The sequence below is a fragment of the Williamwhitmania taraxaci genome (assembly GCF_900096565.1).
GTDB lineage: Bacteria > Bacteroidota > Bacteroidia > Bacteroidales > Williamwhitmaniaceae > Williamwhitmania > Williamwhitmania taraxaci.
In genome coordinates this window covers 1-2,467 of the sequence record NZ_FMYP01000148.1, presented here as the reverse complement: position 1 = coordinate 2,467, position 2,467 = coordinate 1, and the positions used below count along the sequence as shown (strand labels likewise).

Genomic DNA, 2,467 nt, shown 5'->3' with positions numbered 1-2,467 from the left:
GAATGAATTCAAAGCATTAACAGATACCGTAGAGAATCCAGCAAATCCGTATCTGAACTATTTTGGATTTAAGTATAAGGAATGGTTTGACAAGCAAATTCCAGCACAAATCACCCATCCTAGTGGAGCGTCTGGGTTTTCTGTTTATAATTACCATAGTCATGGACATTCACATTCAATTACACATGCTCATCAACATATACATTATTGTCGCCTTATTGATTCTTCAAAGCCAGACCCTCATTCAAAAATTCCAGCGAAGATAATTCCAGAGGGTGAATATGTTTGTACAGGCCATGATCTTGACAACCCAGATCCTCATAATTTGACAGACGTTATTACTCATATGATTCCCCTAGCCAATAACTATTCCTTCACAATGCAAGAAGATCATGAACATACGCATACCGCTTCTCATATTCACGAACATACTCATACCGGAATACACGCTCATGGAGAGGACAGTAATTATAACTATACAATCATAAAAAAACGGACTTCTTCAACTGGTATTACTTTAAACCATTCCGCGATATACAATGATATTGATAAGATTTCATTGTATACATCAGGCTTTAATGCAGAGTATGTTTTACAACGAAATGGTGCCGATATTAAGGTTTCGATATGGGATAAGAGTAATATAATGAGTAATGTATACCCCGATAAAGGGATTGCTCTAGCTTGGTATGATGAATACAAGGCAATTTATAAGGAGAAATGGCTTGTCCAAAGGTTTGGCATAAGGGTTAGCAATGGCATAAAGGTTAATCAGAATCCGCAACAGGAACTATATTTGGTTGATGGCGATGGTTGTAAATATGACACAATCAAAATTAGTGTTAAGGCTCCTGAAAATGGATCGTTTGATGTTGTTAGCACTACCAATCCTACGAATGCATGTATGAAAAATGGTACGGCTACAATACGTTATAACGGGGGAGGTGTTCCTCCTTACGTGCATTCGGCAGGTAGTTTGAGCGCTACAAACCGTACTATTACCGTTCCATATCTCGGCTATGGAGATACCCTTATTAGATTTTATTCTGATCCATCATTAATTAATAAAAGTGCATCGTTTCCCGTAACTATAGGCAATTCAAGCGTTGGAATAACTGGTGTGCAAATTACTAAACAAACCTGTCCAACTGCAAACGGAACGGTAACCATCAATACGGGGAGTATTACCGGAATAAAAACGTATACCTTGACATGCGATGATAACTCCACTGCGGTGTATACCCACTTTACCGCTGAGAACTCATATACGTTCCCTGGGCTAATTGGTGGTAATTATTCTGCTACGGTTACAAGTGAAACTTGTTCTTTTACCCGAAAGAATATTTTTGTTGGTAAAGAGATATTCGGTATCAAACCAATAATTCCTACGGTTGATGCAACTACGCTAGGTGGTACTGGAAGTGCGACCATTTTCTTTGAAAACGGTACAACGGATATTGCTATAATTGGAGTTCCAAGCAATTTTATTGTAAGCAAAAATGCCAGTAGTGTCAGCTATTCCGGACTTATTCCGGGTAACTATAATTTTACAGTTCAGCGGCCCAATGCAGGCGGTGTGGCTTGTAGCGTTGCAGGAAGTTTCACCATACACGGTCCCGAATTTAAGGCTTCTGTTAGTTTGGATGAGACGGATAACGGGTTTACTGCCAGTGCTAGATTGATAAGCAGTGGTTTAATATCCCCCTACACTCTACGCCTACTTAATGCATCTACTCTCGTTGCCGAGAGTGAGCCCAATGGAACCTTATCGAAATCCAATTTGGCAAAAGGGAGTTATACCATTGAGCTTAGCTATACAGTGGGGAATGAAAATCGATATGAAGATGTAACCATCTGTTCGTTTACCTACCCTTTAGCGACAATAAATAACGTAAATCAGGTTACGGCACCCACTTGCCACGGTGGGGTTGGCTCTATTAAACTTATGCCAACCGGTGGTATTGCGGGTGGTAACTTACTGGTAAGCCTCATTGGTTTAGAATTTACAAACATGCTTTCCTATACCCCTAAGGGTGGCGATTTCTCCTACTATATTAAATCAGAAAAATCAGAACCTACCGATGTTCTTGGTAACACGGTTACGGTCAATAAGTCGGTGGTAAAACAGTATACCATTAACATTCCCCAACCCGAACAGGTGAGGGCCAGGGTAATTTCTGATGATGTAACCTGTGCTGGGAAGCATGATGGCCGCGTTTCGGTAGACTCTTTGAAAGGGGGAAGCGGTATATACCAGTATAAAGTTGGCGAAGGTGCCTGGACAAATCCTTCAGTTGTAACTACTGGCCTTGACACTGGCTATTACAAAGTTTACCTGAAGGATAATAATTGTGAATCGGTTTATCTTACTGATATTGAAATAAAGCAGCCCGATTCGCTTAAGGTGGAGCGTATGGCGGTTACGCAGCCTACCTGCGAGTTGGAAAATGGGGCTATTCTTGTGGAG

The 2,467-nt window shown here is 40.7% G+C and carries 1 protein-coding gene; it reads left to right on the top strand.

Features of this window, described 5'->3' with window-relative positions:
* Positions 1-379: 379 nt before the first annotated feature.
* The coding region (locus BLS65_RS17555) for a hypothetical protein (RefSeq protein WP_139180987.1) at positions 380-2,467 on the top strand (2,088 nt) is incomplete at its 3' end.